The 18,331-nt window shown below is 35.3% G+C and carries 12 protein-coding genes; 10 read left to right on the top strand and 2 right to left on the bottom strand.

The features are described from left to right. Window positions 1–413 precede the first annotated feature (413 nt). The 4 genes from BM183_RS05325 (at window position 414) to BM183_RS05310 (ending at window position 5,582) form a co-directional block, all read left to right on the top strand. Window positions 414–1,952 (top strand): ABC transporter ATP-binding protein, encoded by a 1,539-nt coding sequence (locus tag BM183_RS05325; RefSeq protein ID WP_091685027.1) that lies wholly within the window; start codon window positions 414–416, stop codon window positions 1,950–1,952. Then, window positions 1,936–3,036 carry an ABC transporter permease gene (locus tag BM183_RS05320; protein ID WP_091685025.1) on the top strand — a complete coding sequence of 367 codons (1,101 nt, stop codon included), beginning with the start codon at window positions 1,936–1,938 and terminating at the stop codon, window positions 3,034–3,036. The genes BM183_RS05325 and BM183_RS05320 overlap by 17 nt, the downstream gene beginning before the upstream one ends. Continuing rightward, window positions 3,036–3,989, top strand: a complete 954-nt coding sequence (locus BM183_RS05315) for an ABC transporter permease (RefSeq protein ID WP_091685024.1) — start codon at window positions 3,036–3,038, stop codon at window positions 3,987–3,989. Before BM183_RS05320 ends, BM183_RS05315 begins: the two co-directional genes overlap by 1 nt. A 267-nt stretch (window positions 3,990–4,256) precedes the next feature. Continuing rightward, the gene (locus BM183_RS05310) at window positions 4,257–5,582 is read left to right on the top strand and encodes a pyrimidine-nucleoside phosphorylase (protein ID WP_091685022.1); all 1,326 of its coding nucleotides are present in this window, start codon (window positions 4,257–4,259) and stop codon (window positions 5,580–5,582) included. A 247-nt stretch (window positions 5,583–5,829) separates the two neighbouring features. On the opposite strand, the gene BM183_RS05305 is transcribed toward BM183_RS05310, so the two are convergent. Together BM183_RS05305 and BM183_RS05300 are read right to left on the bottom strand one after the other, a co-directional pair. Next, window positions 5,830–8,076 carry a DNA gyrase/topoisomerase IV subunit A gene (locus tag BM183_RS05305; RefSeq protein WP_091685020.1) on the bottom strand — a complete coding sequence of 749 codons (2,247 nt, stop codon included), beginning with the start codon at window positions 8,074–8,076 and terminating at the stop codon, window positions 5,830–5,832. Window positions 8,077–8,158: 82 nt separating this feature from the next. Further along, window positions 8,159–10,090, bottom strand: a complete 1,932-nt coding sequence (locus BM183_RS05300) for a DNA gyrase/topoisomerase IV subunit B (RefSeq protein ID WP_091685018.1) — start codon at window positions 10,088–10,090, stop codon at window positions 8,159–8,161. A gap of 490 nt (window positions 10,091–10,580) precedes the next feature. Between BM183_RS05300 and BM183_RS05295 the strand changes: the two genes are divergently transcribed. From BM183_RS05295 to flgL, 6 genes are all read left to right on the top strand, one after another. After that, complete coding sequence (locus BM183_RS05295; RefSeq protein WP_091685016.1) at window positions 10,581–11,846, top strand: diaminopimelate decarboxylase; 1,266 nt, start codon at window positions 10,581–10,583, stop codon at window positions 11,844–11,846. Between the two features lie 230 nt (window positions 11,847–12,076). Then, window positions 12,077–12,355, top strand: a complete 279-nt coding sequence (gene flgM, locus BM183_RS05290) for a flagellar biosynthesis anti-sigma factor FlgM (RefSeq protein WP_091685014.1) — start codon at window positions 12,077–12,079, stop codon at window positions 12,353–12,355. A 114-nt stretch (window positions 12,356–12,469) separates the two neighbouring features. Further along, window positions 12,470–12,985: a flagellar protein FlgN gene (locus BM183_RS05285; protein ID WP_091685012.1), complete on the top strand. Its 516-nt coding sequence runs from the start codon at window positions 12,470–12,472 to the stop codon at window positions 12,983–12,985. Window positions 12,986–13,106: 121 nt separating this feature from the next. Continuing rightward, window positions 13,107–14,885: a flagellar hook-associated protein FlgK gene (gene flgK / locus BM183_RS05280; protein ID WP_091685011.1), complete on the top strand. Its 1,779-nt coding sequence runs from the start codon at window positions 13,107–13,109 to the stop codon at window positions 14,883–14,885. 71 nt (window positions 14,886–14,956) lie between these two features. After that, entirely contained in the window at window positions 14,957–16,732 is a 1,776-nt protein-coding gene (gene flgK / locus BM183_RS05275; protein ID WP_091685009.1) for a flagellar hook-associated protein FlgK, read from the top strand. 54 nt (window positions 16,733–16,786) lie between these two features. Next, window positions 16,787–18,295: a flagellar hook-associated protein FlgL gene (flgL, locus tag BM183_RS05270; protein WP_091685008.1), complete on the top strand. Its 1,509-nt coding sequence runs from the start codon at window positions 16,787–16,789 to the stop codon at window positions 18,293–18,295. Window positions 18,296–18,331: the final 36 nt, after the last annotated feature.

Raw genomic sequence — 18,331 nt, 5'->3', positions numbered from 1 at the left:
TATTTTTCTTATTCAATTAAGGAGTTATATACTTATATGAATAAGTTGAAGATATAAGGGTGAAAAGAAATAGATAGAAAAGTTTTCACAAATCTCAACCTATTCACAGCTGTATCAGAACTAGGTACAGATGTGATATACAAAGGGTGTTATTATGAATAAAGAGTACATAGAAAGTATTGGGGTATTTCCTAAGCGAAACTCTTCATTCAAAATTACATAAAGGAGGTTATTACACTCAACAACAAAGTATATAAGATATGTTGTATCCACAGAGAGCCAGATGAAACAATTTGCAGGAAAAGATGAATAACCCATAAAGATAAGTTGGTGAAGCTTTACAAACGAAACATACTAACTTATATTAGATATTTTATTAATTGGCATAGTTTTTATGCTTAGGAGGTACTACAATGGAATATGTCATTGAAATGAATAATATTACAAAAGAGTTTGGCAACTTCAAAGCTCTTGATGATGTAACATTCAAAGTAAAGAAAGGTGAAGTTCATGCACTGTTGGGAGAAAACGGAGCAGGAAAATCAACTTTAATGAGTGTATTATTCGGCTTATACCAGGCTGAAAAAGGTGAAATTAAAATTAATGGGGAAGCAGTAAAAATAAATAACCCAAATGATGCGAATGCTTTAAGCATCGGTATGGTTCATCAGCACTTTAAATTAGTTCATAATTTTACGGTATTAGAGAGTATTGTATTGGGAAAAGAAACCATAAAACGGGGTTTCTTAAAAATGGATGATGCAAGAAAAAAAGTTATGGACTTAAGTAACCGTTATAATCTTAGAATCGATCCCGATGCGTATATTTCAGATATTACTGTTGGTATGCAGCAAAGAGTAGAAATACTTAAAATGTTGTATCGCGATAATGATATGTTAATATTCGATGAACCTACAGCAGTTTTAACACCCCAGGAAATCGAAGAATTAATGAAGATAATGAAGCATTTAGTAGATGAAGGAAAGTCTATTATCTTTATATCTCATAAATTAAATGAAATTAAAGAAGTTGCCAATCGCTGTTCTGTACTTAGAAAAGGAAAATATATAGGAACCGTTGATGTAGAAACAACTTCAAAAGAAGAAATGTCAGAAATGATGGTTGGACGTAAAATTAATTTCCATCTGGATAAAATTGAAGTAAAGCCGGGGGAAACGGTACTGGAAGTAAAGAATCTTACTATTAGGTCAAAGCTCAGTAAGAAAGATGTAGTGAATAATGTTTCTTTTAAAGCCAGAAAGGGAGAAATATTATGTGTGGCAGGTATTGACGGTAATGGTCAGTCTGAATTGGTTTACGGCATTACTGGCCTAATGCCTATTAATAACGGACAAATTATCTTAAATGGTGAGGATATTACTAAGAAATCCATACGTAAGAGAAGTGTAGCAGGTATGTCACACATTCCGGAAGACAGGCATAAACATGGACTTGTACTTGATTATAACCTCCAGCAGAATGCGGTGCTTCAAACTTATTTTGAACCAAGATTTCAAAACCATGGATTCATTAAGTTTGGTGCAGTTCGTCAGTATGCACAGAAATTAATAGGGCAATACGACATACGAAGCGGACAAGGAGAAGATTCTATTGTACGTGATATGTCCGGTGGTAATCAGCAAAAAGTTATTATTGCCAGAGAATTGGACCGTAATCCGGAAGTTGTTGTAGCAGTACAGCCTACCAGAGGTCTGGATGTAGGTGCCACCGAATATATTCATAAACAATTAATAGCACAAAGAGATGCAGGTAAAGCAGTTCTTTTGGTTTCACTGGAATTAGATGAGGTTATGGACGTAAGTGACCGTATTGTAGTTATGTACGAAGGAGAAATCGTTGCCGATTTGAATCCAAAGGAAATTACGGTTCAAGAATTAGGTCTTTACATGGCAGGATCAAAAAGGAGTGTGAACAATGAAAAAGAAGCATAATTTATTACAAAGCAAAGGGACTAGCAGTTTCTTTTCAGTTATTATGGCAATTGTAGCAGGACTTCTTTTTGGATTTGTCATTTTACTGATCAGTAACTATAAAAATGCATTTCCAGCGTTAATTACTATTATTAAAGGCGGATTTACAAATGGGACCTCTGGTCTTGGACAGGTTCTTTATATGGCAACTCCAATTATTATGACAGGTCTTTCTGTAGGTTTTGCTTTTAAAACCGGTCTGTTTAATATTGGTGCATCCGGTCAGTTTACTACAGGTGCGTTTGTGGCGGTTTACATAGGTATTAAGTGGACTTTCCTGCCGTCAGGTATTCACTGGATAGTAGCCTTACTTGGAGCTATCATTGCAGGTGCCTTATGGGGAATGGTACCGGGTATTTTAAAAGCATTGGCAAATGTAAATGAAGTTATTACTTCCATTATGATGAATTATATAGGCATTTATTTAGTAAATATGCTGATTGTTAAGTCAATCTACGATCCTCTGAAAAATCAGACGGAGTCAGTGCCTAAAAGCGCCATTATTCCAAGGGGCGGACTGGAGCAATTATTTGACGTAAAAAATATGAATATTGGTATCTTTATTGCAATATTTGCAGTTATCCTTATTTACATTGTCTTAAGCAAGACAACTTTTGGATATGAATTAAAGGCTTGCGGACATAGTCCAAGCGCCAGCCAATATGCAGGTATTAATGATAAGAGAAATATTATATTATCAATGGTTATTGCCGGAGCTTTAGCAGGATTAGGCGGTGGACTTTTATATTTGTCCGGTTCCGGTAAGTATATGCAGGTAATTGATATTCTGGCACCGGAAGGATTTAATGGTATATCCGTTGCATTGCTGGGTATGTCCAATCCAATCGGTATATTATTTGCAGGTTTATTCATTGCACACATTAAAGTGGGCGGTAATAACATTCAGTTATATAATTATTCAGCCGAGATTATTGACATAATTATTGCGGTTATTATTTACTGCGGCGCTTTTTCATTATTGTTTAAAAATCTTATTCATAAACTTACCAGAAGAAACAAATTGGAGAAGGAGGAAGGACGCTAATGGATATCTTTTATTTTATAGTACAACAAACAATGTTTTTTGCGATTCCTCTTCTAATTGTAGCACTAGGCGGAATGTTTGCGGAACGAAGCGGTGTAGTTAATATTGCATTAGAAGGTATTATGGTCATGGGCGCTTTTACCAGTATCTTTTTCATCCACTTTATGCAGGATAAGATGAGCGGCCAATTACTGCTGATCTTAGCAGTTTTAGTAGCAGGTTTAACAGGGGGTATTTTCTCCCTCTTACATGCATTTGCATCCATTAACTTAAAAGCAGATCAGACTATTAGTGGTACTGCTCTGAATATGTTTGCTCCTGCATTTGCAATCTTTACCGCAAGAATGATTCAGACTGTACAGCAGGTTCAGTTTACAGATACTTTCTTTATAAGCAAAGTACCGGTATTAGGCAGTATCCCTGTAATAGGACCTTTACTTTTCAGAAACTGTTATATTACTACCTATATCGGCATTGGAATTGCCATTGCAGCTGAAATTGTAATCAATCATACCAGATTTGGTTTAAGATTACGCTCCTGCGGTGAGCATCCACAAGCAGCCGATTCTGTAGGTATTAATGTATATAAAATCCGTTATGCCGGTGTTGTTATCTCCGGTGTATTAGCAGGAATTGGCGGTTTGGTATTCGTAGTACCTACATCTACAAACTTTAATGCAACAGTTGCCGGATATGGTTTCTTGGCATTAGCGGTATTAATTTTTGGACAGTGGAGAACAAAAAGGATTATATTTGCAGCATTTTTCTTTGGAATTATGAAGACATTTGCGTCAGCATATTCAGGAATTCCATTTTTAAAAGGACTGCCAATATCCAATGAAGTATATAAAATGATTCCTTATATTGCTACCCTTGTCATATTAACTATTTCATCTAAATCATCACAGGCACCTAGAGCAGAAGGTATACCTTATGATAAGGGAAGCAGATAATTAGTATGTAATTCGGAGCAGAAATTCAACAAAGTTGAATTGGCGAAGATCTCGTAACATGGAAAAATGGAGATTCTTCGCCAAGTTTGATTTAACCTCATCAGGGAAACGGACTTGCCTGTTTCAGCAGGAGTTAGGGCTCCTGCTAAATGCCGCGGCGTATTGGCAATGAGGTTAGAGCCGTAGCGTAAGGGGATAAACTTGCCTATAGGCAAGTGGAATATCCCCTTTGGCTTTTCAATTTGTTTTTAGAAGGAGAGTGATCTTATGAGAATGTATGATATTATCATGAAAAAGAGAAACGGAGGTATCTTAGCAGAGGAAGAAATCCGTTTTATGATACAGGAATATGTATTGGGCAATATTCCTGATTACCAAATGTCCGCCATGCTAATGGCAATCTACTTTCAGGGCATGACAGATATAGAGACAACAATATTAACAGACGCAATGGCTCATTCCGGAGATATGGTGGATTTATCCGGAATTGATGGAATTAAAGTGGATAAACACTCCACCGGTGGTGTAGGAGATAAAACTTCATTAATTATTGCTCCTATCGTGGCTGCATGTGGTGGCAAGGTTGCCAAGATGTCAGGTAGGGGCTTAGGACATACCGGTGGAACTGTGGATAAGATGGAATCCATTCCTGGAATGGAGACTTCCATTCCTCAGGAAAAGTTCATTGATATTGTAAATAAAACCGGTTTATGCGTGATCGGCCAATCAGGTAACCTGGCACCGGCGGATAAGAAATTATATGCATTAAGGGACGTTACTGCAACTGTTGACAGCATCCCTTTAATTGCGGCATCTATTATGAGTAAAAAGCTAGCTGCGGGAAATGACTGTATTCTATTAGATGTTAAGACCGGAAGCGGTGCTTTTATGAAAACCTTAGATGGTTCCATTGAACTGGCAAAGAAGATGGTAGCAATCGGGGAACATGCAGGTAAGAAAACGGTAGCTTTGATTACTGATATGGATATACCTCTTGGATTTGCCATTGGTAACTCTTTGGAGATTATTGAAGTAGTGGATACATTACATAATAAAGGTCCCAGGGATTTAACTGAAGTTTGCCTGCATCTGGCTTCTAATATGCTATTCTTATCCGGTAAAGGCACTTTGGAGGAATGCAGAAAGATGTCTGAGGAAGCAATAGCAAGTGGAGCTGCTTTCCAAAAGCTAATTGAAATGGTGGAAGCTCAAGGGGGAGACAGTTCTGTTCTTAAGGATACCAACAATTTCGCGAAAGCACCATATGAAAGAAAAGTAATAGCAAGTATGGAAGGGTACATTACCCATATGAATACAGAACAATGTGGAATCTCCTCTTTGGTTCTTGGTGCCGGCAGAGAGAAAAAAGAAGATTCCATTGATTATTCCGCTGGAATCATCCTGAATAAGAAAGTGGGAGAATACGTAAATAAAGGCGAAATATTAGCCACTCTTTATACTTCCAAAGAAGAAAGTTTAGCGGAATCAGAAAGAATCTTATTAAATGCAATTAAGATAGAGGAAAAACCAATTAAGTTAGAACCATTGATTTTTGCAAGAATTGAAAAAGATAAGGTTGAAAAATTTGTTTAGTAAATACTGAAGGGGCAGCCTGTAAAATATCATTCTCAGTATATACTAAAAATCGAATTATAACCGTAGAATAATAGTTTTACAACCGCCCCTATATTATATTTGTCTTTAAAAATGTTGAAAGAATGCTTTATTTAATAGTAATCAACATTTAGAAGCACTAAAAAACTTCGGAAAAGGCTTACGTATAAAGCCTCCTCCGAAGTTTTTTTAAGGTTCATATGGGGATTAGTATTACCTACTTTTACTATAATTGTGCCTTTTGGCCTTTCTGACCACGTTTTCTGTTTCTAACTTTCTTAGCACTTAATTCTTTTCCTTCATAAATAAATACTTCATCTGATGTTTTTAAAACGGTTGTAAATACTACATAATCTTTCTGTTCTAGTGCTATGGATTTAACTCCCCGCCCGGTTTTCTTCATTTCACTCACTTCATCTAACGAAAATCCTAAAGAAAGACCTTTCTCTGTTAAGATTATTACTTTTCTGTCACCGGATAACACATCACTAGCTGACAACATAATGATATTTACTACTTCATCACCATCTTCAAGTTTTGTTGCAACTACCATGGAACGGTTGGTTTCAAATTCAACTCCTGACACCAATTTAATATAACCATATTTAGTTGAAAATACCAATTGTGATTCAAATAATTCTTCAAATGAGGTATAGAGAATAATATTTTCTTTATCTACTTTACAAAGATTATGAATGAGAACACCCTTATCTTTAATCTTACATTTTGGTATTGCAGAGGCTTTCACCTGATGCATGTTACCTTCTGCTGTGAAAATACAGAGCTTGTCTGTATTTTTCATTAAAATAATATGATTGAACTCTTTTAAGGTTTCTTCAGCAGCTCTTGAGAAGCTTACAGAATCCAGAGACTTGGTATAGCCGAACTTATCGATTAAGACATAAATGTCTTCTACTTTTTCTTCTACTACATATTCTGCATTATTTTCATTTGTAAGTAAGGTGCGTCTCGGATGATTGAATTTCTTTTTATATTCTTTTAAGCGACCTTTGATCACTTTGTATAATTCATTTTTATCACCAAGAATGGTTTTATACTCCATAATACTTTTTAATAGAGCATCATTTTCTTCATGTAATTTTAAAATCTCTAAACCAATTAATTTACTCAATTGCATAGAAAGAATAGCTTCTGCCTGGCGGTCGGTAAAATCAAGAGTAGAAGCCTGTTTTTCCGAGGCTTTTGATTTAAATTTTATGTCTTCAGTAATACCGTTTGTTAAACATGCTTTTGCCTGCTTGATAGAGCTGCTTCCACGAAGTATTTCAATGATTAAATCGATTATATCAGTTGCACGAATTAAACCATTTACAATTTCTGAACGATCTTGTGCTTTTGCTAATAGATGCTGATATTCTTTGGTATAAAGTTCTTCCTGAAAATCAACGAATTCTTTTAGCATCATTTTTAAGTTAAATACAATAGGTTGTTGTTCTTTTACTGCTAAAAGATTCACACCATATGTATCTTCCATCTGAGACTTTTTGTAAAGGCCATTTAAAAGGTTATCTATATCTCTATCTTTTTTCACTTCTACAACAATGCGGATACCTTCTTTGGAAGACTCATCTCTTACGTCGTATATTTCATCAAATACCTTATCCTTCATAAGATTAACAAGGCTTTCTACCAGCTTGGTTTTATTTCCTGCTACGGTATAAGGTATTTCGGTAATAACTATATTTTTACGGCCGGAATCACCATTTTCAATGTCTACTTTTCCACGAACACGGAGTTTGCCTTCCCCGGTTTCATAGATTTGTTCTATATCACTTTGATTGATAATGGTACCTCCCGTAGGAAAATCAGGCCCTGGAATGTACTTCATTAATTTTATGTTAGTTATATCAGGATTATCAATATAAGCTATGGCACCATCGATTACTTCCCCGGGATTATGAGGAGGAATGTTGGTAGCCATACCTACTGCAATACCCGTTGTACCATTAATTAAAAGATTTGGTATCATAGAAGGAAGAACAGAAGGTTCTTTCTCACTATCATCAAAGTTAGGAACGAATTCTACTAATCCTTTATCTAAATTATCAAGCATGGTCATAGCGCCTTCGGATAACCTTGCCTCGGTATAACGCATGGCAGCAGCACCATCACCATCAATGGAGCCAAAGTTTCCATGACCGTCAACCAATGGTATGGATAAAGAGTAGTCTTCTGTCATATGCACCAATGCATCATATATAGAGCTATCGCCATGAGGATGATATTTACCCATTGTATCACCGACAATACGGGCACTCTTTCTATGTGGTTTCTTTGGATCAAGGCCAAGTTCTTTCATGGCAAAAAGGATTCTTCTTTGAACTGGCTTTAAACCATCCCGCACATCTGGTAGTGCTCTGGCTATAATAACGCTCATGGCGTAATCTCGGTATGAATTCTTCATTTCTTCTGAAAAATCCATCTGAATAATATTATCTGTATTTTTACTCATGGAGTCCTCCTGAATATGATATTGTTAATGTTGTTCAAGTTCTTAATAATAATTGGTGAATACTTTTTTCTTCTAATACAAATTATATATCTAATTTAGCATACTTTGCTTCTTCCATTATAAATTCACGTCTTGGTGGAACACTGCTACTCATTAGTGTAGTAGTGACTTCATCGGCTTCGACGGTATCACTGATTGTAACCTGGGCAAGGGTACGTGTTTCTGGGTTTAAAGTTGTTTCCCATAACTGGTTTGCATCCATTTCTCCAAGACCTTTATAACGCTGTAAAGATATTATTTTGTTATCCAGGTTTTTTCGAAACTTGTCCAACTGGAAGTCGTTAAATAAATATTTGGATTCTCTCTTTTTCTTGCTCTTTTCCATGTATTCATAATCCACTTTATATAATGGTGGAAGTCCACGGTATACCTTGCCCTCCAGTATTAACTCAGGCATGAAACGGTAAAAGAAGGTCAGTAAGAGAGTACTAATGTGAGCACCATCCACATCAGCATCGGTTAGTATTATAATTTTATCGTAACGAAGCTTTGTAATATCAAAATCATCTCCAATACCGCAGCCAAAAGATGCAATCATGGATTTGATTTCATTATTTAAAAGTATTTTTTCTAAAGAAGCCTTTTCTACATTTAGAATTTTACCACGTAAAGGTAATACAGCTTGGGTTCTGCGATTACGGGCTGTTTTAACCGTGCCGCCTGCGGAATCACCCTCGACTATATAAACTTCACATTCCTCTGGTTTTTTAGAAGAGCAGGAAGCTAATTTGCTTCTTGTATCTACATCGTAAAGTTGCTTTAAGACAGCATTACGAGCTTTATCACCTGCTTTTCTGGCATTATAAGACTTTAGAGAGTTCTCAAGTATAATCCTAAGTATCTCAACATTTTTATCAAAGTATCTTTGTACTTCCGCTGCAAATACTTCATCTACAGCACTTTTGGCATCTGTATTGCCAAGCTTGGTTTTCGTCTGGCCTTCGAATTGGGGATCAGGATGTTTGATGGAGACGATGGCCACTAGACCGTTACGAATATCTTTTCCATCAAAGTTTTCGTCCTTTTCTTTCAAGATTCCAAGCTCCCGGGCATACTGATTCATAACTCTGGTTAATGCAGTTTTAAAACCGGTAACTAAAGTACCTCCGTCTACAACATTAATACGGTTACAATATGCATTTATTTGTTCTACAAAGGAGTTGGTATATTGAAATGCAACTTCTACTTCAATATCACCACTTTGGCCTTCAATATAAATAGGTTCATCATGAATGCTGATTGCTTCCCGGTTTAAATAGGAAACAAAACTCTTTATACCGAACTCTTCCTGATAGGTTACTTTTTCTCCGGTTAATTGATCTTCATAATGAATAATCAAATTTTTATTTAAATATGCAATCTCTTTTAATTTCTTCTTTATTGTGTCTCCTTTAAATTCAACAGTTTCAAATATAGTACTGTCCGGGTAGAAGGTCACTTTTGTTCCTGTATCACTTTTATTGCATTTTCCAGTTACTGGAAGCGTACCGTCTTCCAGCTTTACAATAGGATGTCCACCTTTTTCGTACTCATCTCTATAGACTTTTCCATCACGTCTGATTTCAATAATCATTCGACTGGATAATGCGTTGACAACAGATGCACCAACCCCATGAAGGCCACCGGATACTTTATAAACAGAGCTTCCGAACTTACCACCTGCGTGAAGAATGGTATAAACAACTCTAACGGTAGGAATTTTTTTAGTTGGATGAATATCTACGGGTATACCACGTCCGTTATCAGCAATTGCGATACCACCATCTTTTTGAAGTTTTACATGTATTTCTGTACAATAGCCGGCAAGATGTTCGTCGATTCCATTATCAAGAATCTCCCATATCAAATGATGTAATCCACGAGGTCCGGTACTTCCTATATACATTCCGGGACGTTTTCTAACTGCCTCTAGTCCTTCTAAGACCACGATTTGACTTCCTGTATATTGTTCCATTATTCAATTCCTTTCCTTATAAACATAAGTGATATTGTAACATATTTTCCAATAAAAATCCACTTTTTTAGCAATCGTATGTTCGCTTTATGCTTTAGGAGACAGAAGAGACATGTTATGGGCAAGATGATTAAGTCTTTATCAAACCATTTCTAAAATATCAGTAAGGCAGATGCAGTTAAAAAGTTGTAAATAGACCGCATATGTGATACACTCAATTCTGGAAAACCAATAAGAAATAAAGGATAAGAAGTATTATAATTTCAAAGGGCTATCTTTCAATAATTTAGTCATTGACATTCCTTTTATATTAAGATATATTTATATAAATAATTAAAAATGTATAAATATACTAGTCCAATGGAGGTTAATGATAGGCAGCCTTCATTATTTTTATTTATTTGAACCAAAACTTTTAAAGTTAATATATAAGAGTTAGTAAGAAGCGGTAATTGATTGTATGCATAAGATAAGTAGGAAGGAGTTCAGTATGAAAAAACCATTTGTAACATTAGAACAATTGAAAGAAATCACAAAGAAATATCCAACGCCATTTCATATATATGACGAAAAAGGAATTCGTGAAAATGCAAGAAGATTAAAAGAGGCATTTGCCTGGAACAGCGGGTTTAAAGAATATTTTGCGGTAAAAGCCACCCCAAATCCCTTTATATTAAAAATTCTGCAAGAAGAAGGCTGCGGAGCAGACTGTTCATCCATGACAGAATTAATGCTTTCTGAAGCTATTGGATTCAGCGGAAATGACATTATGTTTTCTTCCAATGCAACGCCGGCAGAAGAATTTATAAAAGCAAGAGAAATGAATGGAACTATTAATCTGGACGATTTTACTCACATTGATTTCCTGGAGAAGGTTGCAGGAATTCCGGAAACCATTTCATGCAGATACAATCCCGGCGGAGTATTTAAAATAAGTACGGATATTATGGATAACCCGGGAGAAGCCAAATTTGGATTTACGAAAGAACAAATGGTAGAAGGTTTTAAAATATTAAAAAGCAAGGGAGTAAAAAACTTTGGTATTCACTCATTCTTAGCCAGTAATACGGTTTCTAATGAATATTATCCCACCCTTGCAAGAGTATTATTTGAATTGGCAGTTGAATTAAAAGAAAAAACAGGTGCAGATATTAAGTTCATAAATTTATCCGGAGGTATTGGAATACCGTATATGCCGGATCAGGAACCAAATGATATTATGGTAATTGGTGAAGGTGTAAGAAAGACTTTTGAAGAAGTGCTGGTACCAGCAGGTATGGGCGAGGTATCTATCTTTACGGAGTTAGGTCGTTATATGTTAGCTCCTTATGGACATTTGGTGGCAACTGCCATTCATGAGAAGCATATCCATAAAGAGTATATCGGTTTAGATGCATCTGCAGTCAATCTTATGAGACCTGCTATGTATGGTGCATATCATCATATTACGGTTATGGGAAAAGAAGATGGGCCATGTGATCACAAATATGATATAACCGGTTCTTTGTGTGAGAATAACGACAAGTTTGCGGTGGATAGAATGCTTCCAAAGATTGATATGGGAGATTTCCTTGTGATTCATGATACGGGAGCTCACGGATTTGCAATGGGCTATAATTATAATGGTAAATTAAGATCATCCGAATTACTGTTAAAAGAAGACGGATCAGTACAATTAATCCGTAGGGCAGAAACTCCCAAAGATTATTTTGCCACCTTTGACTTTTGTGACATATTAAAGAATATAAAATATTAATGCATTCATCGTAATCAGAAATGCAGTCACGCCAATTTTTATGAATTCAAGCTTCAAGGTAAAAATAAGTCTGGTTAGCAGGTATACACTACTTTTTACAGGTATGCCTGCTTATTTTATTGCCTAAGAAAACGAAAAAATTCAATATAACTATAATGAAAACCCTGAAATGTCCGATAAATAATGTAAATAAGAATATAGTAGAAAGAACAAATAGGAGTGAAAGAACAATGCGTATTGATGCATATAACAAAATCACACAAATGCTCCAGACGAATAATACGGTGAGAACCAGCAAGACAAAGGGAGTTTCTGCAAAAGATCATGTAGAAATTTCAAGAACAGGCAAGGATTATCAAGTAGCTAAAAAAGCCCTTGCTAAAGCAGAAGATATTCGAATGGATAAAGTAAATGACATTAAAAGACGTATAGAATCCGGTACTTATAATGTGACCGGTGAAGAAGTTGCTAATAAATTAGTGGAGAACTATTTTAATCAAATCATTTAACCGGTAAAAATGTGAAGAAAAATACTTCCTGCTTAGAAGAACTTCTTCACCTATTATTTGAGATGGTACAAAGAGACATCATATTTGGAAAAATGAGAGAAAAGAGGTTGAAAATTGGCTAGTTTAATAGAAGAACTTATAACAACTTTAGAACAGGAATATGAAATATATGAGAAACTTGTTCCTATTGAAGAAAAGAAAACCAAGATAATAGTAAAAGGTGATTTGGAATCATTACAGCAAATAACAGAGCAGGAACAAGGTATAGTGGAAAAAATTAACCACCTGGAGCGTAAGAGGGCAGAAGTGGTTAATAATATTGGTATCGTAATCGGTAAAGATCCTCAAATACTTCGAGTTCAGACTATTATTGAAATACTAGACAAGCAGCCTAAGGAACAACAACAATTAACCAGGGTACATGAGAAACTAAAGAAAACCGTCTTAAAACTGGCTGATATTAATGACCATAACAATTCCTTAATACAGCAATCTTTAGAAATGATAGAATTCAATATGAATTTTATACAAAGTGCCCAAATGCTTACTATGAATAATGGCTATAACAAAGGTGCCTCTCAATTTGACACACCGGTTATGGGAACAGGAATATTTGATACAAAACAATAATTTTTAGATTGGAGAAGTGTGAAGAAAAAACATCTTCACAGGTAGAAAAGATATCATTGTTTCTACCAGAGATTGTGCTACCCACAAAGTCTCCAAACTCTGAAAGGAGCAAGTATATATTATGAGTTTAATGAGTGGCTTATATGTTGGAGTATCTGGTTTACGTTCCAGCCAGAATTCCTTGAATACAACAGCGCATAATTTAGCGAATGCAGAAACCAAAGGATATGTAAGACAGCAGATAGTACAGGCTGATAGTCCTTATTTAAACTGGGGAATAAATCATATCTCTACATTTCAAACCGGACTTGGTACGAATATAGCAGCAGTCAGACAGGTACGTGATATATTTCTTGATAAAGCATATCGTACAGAGTCAGGCCGTCAAGGCTATTATGAGGTTCAATATGAGGCAGTACAGGAAATTGAAAGTTTATTTGGAGAGATGGAAGGTGTTCCCTTTCAGGATACATTAGAAAAGTTTTGGATATCTCTTCAGGAACTTTCTAAAGAACCTGATAGTATTGTAAAAAGAACGTCTATTATACAAACTGCAGTTAGTTTTATAGAACATGCGGAAAATATATCAAAACAATTAAATCAATATCAAGTTAATCTAAATACGCAGATTATAAATCAAGTAAACCGTATTAACCAAATAGCAGCGGAAATCAGTGATTTAAATAAAACCATTCGCCATTATGAAAGTAATGGCATGGAGAATGCAAATGACTACCGTGACCGACGTAATTTGTTATTAGACGAATTAGGAAAAATTGCACGAATTACATACAGAGAAAATATGGATGGCGTAGTTACCGTTAATCTGGAAGGCGTTCAATTAGTTACTGAAGAAAATACATACAAAATGGGACTTGAGAAAATAAGCCCATCCTCCGATATGCTAAAACCTGTGTGGGAATCCACCGGAGATGATGTATATGATTTAAGAAAAATAACCACAGGCGGCAAAGAAACGGATATTGGATCCCTGAAGGGACTTTTAATAGCAAGAGGAGACAAGCCTGCAAAATATACAGATATACCGAACCCCAATAATACGGATCCGGCTTATAATTATCAGGGAAGGCTGGATTATTATAATAATCAGGTGGAACCCTATGTTATTATGACGGTTCAGGCCCAGTTTGATCAGTTAATTCATGGAATAGTAACCACTATGAATGATATACTTTCCCCTAATAAAGAGATAACCGTTACAGCTGCCACCACATTCAACTTTGCAGACGGAACTTCATTATCGGTACCAGCAGGTGGTAAGATTAAAATATTGGATGTTGAAAACGCACCGGTAGGAATGGATAAAGATCAAACTATGGGAGAAGCCCTGTTTAATCGAAAATCAATGGTCCGTTATAAAGAAATAGATGAGAATGATCTAGGTATAGATCTTGACGGAGATGGAATTCTGGGTAAAGTCAGGATATATATGGAAGAAGATGAAACAGATAACTACTCTCTGTTTACATTAGGAGAAATTGAAGTAAATCCTAATATACTTAATAATTATTCTTTAATACCTTTAAGTGTAAATGGAGGTACCGAAGAATATGATATTAAGATTGCGGAAAAATTAGTGGAAGCATGGCAGAAGCCTTTTGCAACATTATCCCCTAATACTTTAACTAAGAATAATTTTAACGGATATTATACGGCATTTATGGGTAACATTGCAACCAGAGGGGAACAGTATTACACCATGAGTCTGAATCAGAAATCCATGGTTGCCAGTATTGAATCCCAGAGAGAGCAGTCCATTGGAGTTTCCACGGATGAAGAATTGACGAATTTAATAAAATACCAACATGCCTATAATGCTTCCGCAAGATATATAACAGTAATTGATAATATGTTAGAGCATATTATTACGAGAATGTAAATTTTATGAATAGTATAATAATTAATCTGAATACAAGGAAGTAAAATACGAAAGAGACAGAGGTGAAAGATATGCCGTCCACATTTTTTGGATTAAACATAGGAAAATCAGGATTATATACTTATCAGGCTGCATTAAATACTACCTATCATAATATATCCAATATAGAAACAAAAGGTTATTGCAGACAAATCATTAACCAACAAGCGGGAGTACCTTTAAGGGTAAATAATACTTATGGTATGGTTGGATCCGGTGTAGACGTAATAAGCATAACCCAGGAAAGAAATGCTTATTATGATTTAAAATATTGGAAGAATAATACCATGTATGGTGAGTACGCTGCTAAAGAGCACTATATGACTGAGATAGAGAACTATTTTAATGAAGTGGCTTTAAAGGGTTTTACCACCTCATTTAATACGTTTCACGATACTTTACAAGAATTATCGAAAGACCCTTCCAGCCCATCAGTTCGTAAACAGGTGACAAATTTTGCAAAGAACTTAACAGAGTACTTTAACTCCTTATCAACAAGTATGAAACAAATACAGGAAAACTGTAACTTTGAGATAAAGAATCAAGTTGACCGAATCAATTCTCTTGCAAAACAAATTTCAACATTAACAAAACAAATCAATACTCTTGAAGTAAATGGCGGATTCGCCAATGACTTAAGAGATCAAAGAGCTTTGTTGGTAGATGAGTTATCTGAAATAGCTAATATATCTGTTACAGAGAAAACCGTTGGAGATGGTATAGGCATTACAAGCTATGTAGTAAAATTAGACCATCAAACCTTGGTAGATACCAACAATTATAGAACTTTAAAGGTAGTTCCAAGAAAAAGTGATGAAAAAGCAAATCAAAATGACATAGAAGGTCTTTATGACATCCAATGGGAAGATGGTCAAAGATTTAATGTAAGAAGTGCTAGTTTGGGTGGTTATCTGCAATCCCTTTTTGAAGTAAGAGATGGTAATAATTTAGGGAACCTGCAAGGGAAAGCAAATGGAACTAAGGGTGATACCACAGTAACCTTGTCCGGTACCAATATCAATGATGTAGAGAAGTTAAGTATCCCGGAAGAAGGGATAATTACAATAGGAAATCATGAATATAAGTATAACAGTTTTGATTTTACCGTAGATGCAGATGGTAAATATGTGTACACCTTTAATCTTGATTCTCCTTTGGCAGCAGATGCAAATAATGAAAAAACTCATATTGGAGACAGCGTTAATTATAAAGGTATCCCATATTACATGGGACAGCTGAATGAATTCGTACGTACCTATTCAAGAGCATATAACGATATTCATAGAAGCGGTCAGGATGCAAACGGCGATCAGGGATTAGACTTTTTTAACGGTTACGATAAAGTAACTGGAAATAACTTTGATTTCAGCGACCCGGCAGTAGGATTTAAAGAATATTATAAGGTTACGGCAGCTAATTTTACTGTGACAGATGTTATATATTCAGATCCGTCCAAAGTAGTAACTGCTACTGACATTACAAATGGTGTGGAAGAAAATGATATCGTGGAAAAGTTGATTGCCTTAAAAGAAAATAAATCTTTATTTAAACAAGGCGCACCAGCATCCTTTTTACAAACTTTGGTGGCGGAGATCGGTATTGATACGGACAAGGCGAAATCATTTGCTGCAAGTCAGACTAATATTCTTAGTATGATTACGAATCAAAGGTTATCAGTATCTGGTGTAGATATGGACGAAGAGGGAATGAATCTGATACGTTATCAGAGCGCTTATAACTTATCGGCAAAAGCCATATCTGTTATGGATGAAATATACAACAAATTAATCAATGAGATGGCTGTATAATGTTTTGAATTTATAGTTATTAAAAGGCGTTAATGCGCCGGAATTGAGGTTAATATGAGAATTACCAATAAGATGATGTCTAACAATATGATGCATAACATAAACAAGAATAAGAACATGCTGAATACTTTGGATGAACAATATGCTACGGGAAAAAAGATTCAACGTCCCTCAGAAGACCCTATTGTTGCTATTAGAGCTTTAAAATTAAGAACGAATTTAAGTGAACTGAATCAATATTATGAAAAGAATATTCCGGATGCCCTTGCCTGGATGGATATAACTGAAAGTGCTCTTAAGAACATCAAAGAAATGATAACCAAGATCAATAGTAGTTGCGTTGATGGTGCTAGTGATGATTTAACACCAGAAGACCGTAACAGTATATCTCAGGTTTTAAATGAACTAAAGCAGCAGATATATCAGGAAGGTAATACAAATTATGCGGGAAGATATGTTTTTACGGGTTACAAGACGGATACCAGTCTGATTTTTAATGAAGCAATAAAGGCTTCTGATAACATCAATTATACCATTACGGAGATTTTTGCCGGAAGTGATATTGAATCTATATCAAAGGTAATTGGGAATAATGAGCTGAATCAATATGACCCTGCCGACCCTAATTCAACTGTTTTAAACACACCATCTTTACAAAATGTCCATAGAATCCGTTTATCTTATGATAGTTTGGCAGGAATAGCAGGAGGAGGTCAATTGTCATATAAAATGGTGGATGACGATTCATTACCATATAGTAATCTTCCCATAACACAAATATCGGTTACGGATCCTAATGCATATTCTCCGGTAAAAGGGACGGTTAATTATATTCCTGAAACAGGTGAGTTAATTCTTCATGATGATGATTATAATGCTATCAGGCTATCGGAAAAAATAGAAGTATCTTACGATAAAGCAGAATTTAAAAAAGGTGATTTAAGGCCGGAACACTATTTTAAGTGCACAAAAACGGATTCCAATGTAACACCTGCTAAAGCTGTAAATTATACTATTAACCCGGAAGGACAAAAGATTCAGTATGAGGTGAATTTTGGTCAAAAATTAACCATTAATACAGAAGGTAAAGACGCAATTAAACATAGTATTGGCAGAACAATAGATGAAATACAAGCGGCAATCAGAGATGTTACCACAACGGAAAATAAAATTAAAGAAGTTGAAAAAATGTTAAAAAATCCTGATATTACTGGGGACCAAAAGGCCGCATTAGATGATATGCTGGAAAAGTTAAATACCGAACTGGTATTAAAAACAAAAGTAATGCGGGATAAATTTAATAAGGGCATGAGTGAGTCTAAGGCGTATGAAGAAACGGTGAATATTGCAACTTCTGATTTAGGCAGCAGATATGTAAGATTGGAACTGACAGAAGACCGTTTAGGCGGTCAGAAGGTTGACTTTACAGACCTTATGTCAAAGAATGAAGATGTGGATTTAGTTGAAACTATCATTAAATTTAATATAGCAAATAGTATCTATAATGCTTCCCTTTCAGCTGCATCCAAAATCGTACAGAATTCATTATTAAACTTCTTGTAAGATTAATATTAATAAGAATGAAAGAAACAATAGATA

The sequence above is a fragment of the Anaerocolumna aminovalerica genome, from assembly GCF_900115365.1.
Lineage (GTDB): Bacteria > Bacillota > Clostridia > Lachnospirales > Lachnospiraceae > Anaerocolumna > Anaerocolumna aminovalerica.
The sequence above is the reverse complement of the archived record's forward strand: the minus strand, read 5'-3'. Positions and strand labels throughout refer to the sequence as shown.